Genomic DNA, 3,347 nt, shown 5'->3' with positions numbered 1-3,347 from the left:
AGAAAGCAGAAGAAAGCTTCACGAAGCACAGCGTTTCTGGCTGAAGTCCTTGCGGGGCAAGGGGCTTCATGATCTTGCCGTGAGCAGAGGTATGAAAGCTTTCTCAAACATCCGGTTTCGCATGCTGATCGTTGTGGTGGCTGGGTTGACCCTGCTCGGCTTTGCTGCCAATGAGGCCAGAAAACTAGTACAGGCCGGCGCGTACAATAACCAGACAGAAGCCTACCTGGATTTCTGGCGGGAGAAGCAGGCAAAGCAACCCGATGAATTCTCGCTGCTCTCAAAGGATTACGAGGTTGCCCTGAATGGTGCAAGGCGGGCAATAGAATTACTGCCTGATGCGCCGGAACAGTGGGTGCTGAAAGCCCGTGTGCTGGACTGGGGGCAGCAGTATGGCCTGATGGATACAACAGACGGCAAGACCCCGCTACTCGGTGCCTGGCGGGACGCCATTGCTCTCCGCCCTGCGTGGCCTTATGCCTGGTCTGACTATGCCATGGCCATGGCGCAGCAGTCACAGATCAATCAGGATTTTGAAAAGGCGCTTCTGGAGGCGGATCGGCTCGGCCCTTGGGAGGAGCGGGTGCTGGAAAACAGTGCCACGCTGGGCCTGCATTACCCTAACTGGCTCAGCGAAAAAACACAGGAAACCCTCAATCACAGTCTGCAGCGGTTGGCCGAACGTTACTCGCACAAGGCGCTGGCCATTTCACGTCGCTATGGTCAGGAAGGCCGGTTATGCCAATGGCTGGCGCATCCGGAACGGGTGCGGGAATGTCAGTGAATAAACTAGCGGCTGGTTCCTTGTATTTGCGACGTTGTATGAATGGAAGTATTGATCCAGCGAAGTGTCACAATAATGTCCGCTAAGTGAATCAATATGGACTCTCAGCGCAAATTGTAGTCGCTCGAAAGCAATTCATATGTTGCTTTTCGTGTGATTTAATACGACNCCTGGCATCAGTGATCACATCTATCTTGCTGAATTATGTTAGGGCCGACAGGCGGCCCCGGCATCAGTCCATGTAACTGAAATCCTACAGTGACACCAGTTCCCTGATGGCGTCATCCGAGAGCTCGGACAGCCATTGCTCGCCACTGGCGACCGTCAGGTCTGCCAGTTCTTTCTTACTCTGGATCATGGCGTCGATTTTCTCCTCAAAGGTGTTCTCGGTAATCAGCCTGTGTACCTGAACATTTCTCTTCTGGCCGATACGGTAGGCCCGGTCGGTGGCCTGGGTGATGACTAACAAGTATTGCGACGCACTGCCGCTGTACCGTCAGGAATTCATCCTCAAGCGCATTGGCGCGGAGATCAGCCGTGCGACACTGGCGGCGTGGATGATCCGGTGCGCCGAACTGCTGGAACCCATTTACCAGGCCTTGCACAAACTGCTGGTCGAACAGTCACAGCTCCATGCCGATGAAACGACGAACCAGGTGCTGAAAGAGCCGGGGCGTGCGCCACAGTCGAATTCCTTTATGTGGGTCTACCGCACGGCGGAAACCCTGGATAAAGCCATTATCCTCTACGACTATCAGACCGGAAGGGGTCACCAGCATCCCGAAAGCTTCCTCTCCGGCTTCAGCGGCTACCTGCACTGCGATGGTCATTCAGCTTATAAAACCCTGAGTAACAGAAACCCCGGCATTCGGTTAGTGGGGTGTATGGCCCATGTGCGCCGCAAGTTTGCTGAGGTGGTCAAGGCCACGCCAAAGGGCGAAAAGCCCACCCGTGCAAGACAAGCGCTTAAGATGATCCAGCGTCTCTACGGCATCGAACGGGACATTAAGGACAAGCCCCCCAGTGAACGCTACCGGGTGCGGCAGACGGAAAGCAGTCCCATCATGGAGGAGATGAAAACCTGGCTGGACCGGCTGCAACCGATCGTTCCCCCAAAATCCCTGCTGGGCAAGGCGATCACCTATGCCCTGAACCAGTGGTCCTGTGTCGTCCGTTACCTGGAGGACGGCCTGCTGGCCATTGATAACAATGCCGCCGAACGGGCGATCAAACCCGTGGTGGTCGGCAGGAAAAACTGGCTCTTTGCCCACAGCGTCAAGGGAGCCAACGCCAGCGCCATCCTCTACAGCCTGATTGAGACGGCAAAGGCTAACGGACTGGAACCCTATGCCTGGCTGCGTTATGTGCTGACGGAAATACCCAGGCTAGATAAGGGTGCCTGTATTGAACATCTGCTGCCGTTGAAAAAGCCTGATTAATTGAAACCTGAACACATCACCAGGCCCGTAGCCAGGCATTGTCATGGTTAGAGTGAAAGCTGCGTCATTGACTCAACCAGGACATGCCAATCTTGGGTTTGTTCAGTCGCGGGTTGTCTAACCTCATCGATCTTTTCTACCGGAATCTCCTGATATATGCGTTTAACAGCAGTGTCTGACTCATTCAGGCTCTGAAGGCAAGATTGCACCAGAAAACGTTTAAGGCAGGTAGCGCCATCGGGGAACCGCTGATTACCCATGAGGGTGTAATGGTATGGGCCTTGAACTTCCACGAAGTACTCAATGGTTTTTCCATCGACCGTCTCCTTTCGCCAGATATCGACCGGTGGCAGCTTCAACCCTTTATATTCAAGCGAGTATTCACGCTGGAATTCACCATCAGCTGCACCTTGTTTGAACAGCTGTTCAGCCCGCCGTTGAGTCTGTGAGGAAGTAGTGTCCGTAAAATCCGGTTTCAGGGAGGCAGGCATTTCATACTCTAACTGATCGGATAGTCCCAACTCATGGAAAAGTAGCACTACGCAACCTGCCTGGAATAACTGGTTTCTCTCTCGAACATCATCCGGGGGATTGCTGATACAGTGCAACCGTTGAACCAAAACATGAACAGCCTGTAAAGTCACTTCAAGTTCCTGGTCAGTTGGTTTGTTCTCAATATCTCTTGTATAAGGCTCACAGATAGAGACCGCCATAGCCCAGACAAAATTATGCTGTTCTTGATCTGGCCATTCGCTTATCTCCATGGATGAGAACCCCGTATCCAAAAAATCACGTTGATATTGTATACACCCCATTGAGGCCAGCCCCCAGACGGTATTGCTGATCTCCTGCGGCTTGAAGGCGTTGACGTCGGCGTTGGCCACGGCCAGAAGCAGTTGTTTGAGGGCGTCCTTGTTGTCGAGGGTCTCACCGGCCTCGCGCAGTTTCGCCAGCCCCCAGACGGTATTGCTGATTGGCTGGGGTTCCGTGAACTGACCGGCTTTTTTGGCCACGGCCAGAAGCAGTTGTTTGAGGGCGTCATTGTTGTCGAGGGTCTCACCGGCCTCGCGCAGTTTCGCCAGCCCCCAGACGGTATTGCTGATCTCCTGCGGCTTGAAGGCGTT

The 3,347-nt window shown here is 53.9% G+C and carries 4 protein-coding genes; 2 read left to right on the top strand and 2 right to left on the bottom strand.

The window, feature by feature from the left end; all coding sequences use genetic code 11:
• On the top strand, positions 1-784 hold a 784-nt coding region (locus tag ABD892_RS02675; protein ID WP_345193576.1), incomplete at its 5' end, for a hypothetical protein.
• A gap of 253 nt (positions 785-1,037) precedes the next feature.
• Here ABD892_RS02675 and ABD892_RS02670 read toward each other — a convergent pair.
• On the bottom strand, positions 1,038-1,253 hold the full coding sequence (locus ABD892_RS02670) for a DEAD/DEAH box helicase (RefSeq protein ID WP_345193574.1): 216 nt from the start codon (positions 1,251-1,253) through the stop codon (positions 1,038-1,040).
• On the opposite strand from ABD892_RS02670, the gene tnpC reads away from it, so the two are divergent.
• Complete coding sequence (gene tnpC, locus ABD892_RS02665) at positions 1,243-2,223, top strand: IS66 family transposase (RefSeq protein WP_345193572.1); 981 nt, start codon at positions 1,243-1,245, stop codon at positions 2,221-2,223. The genes ABD892_RS02670 and tnpC overlap by 11 nt on opposite strands.
• Positions 2,224-2,270: 47 nt before the next feature.
• On the opposite strand, the gene ABD892_RS02660 is transcribed toward tnpC, so the two are convergent.
• Positions 2,271-3,347 (bottom strand): hypothetical protein (locus ABD892_RS02660; RefSeq protein ID WP_345193570.1); only part of this gene is annotated, 1,077 nt, incomplete at its 5' end.

The sequence above is a fragment of the Kistimonas scapharcae genome, assembly GCF_039540975.1.
GTDB lineage: Bacteria > Pseudomonadota > Gammaproteobacteria > Pseudomonadales > Endozoicomonadaceae > Kistimonas > Kistimonas scapharcae.
This window is presented reverse-complemented; position numbering and strand designations above follow the sequence as displayed.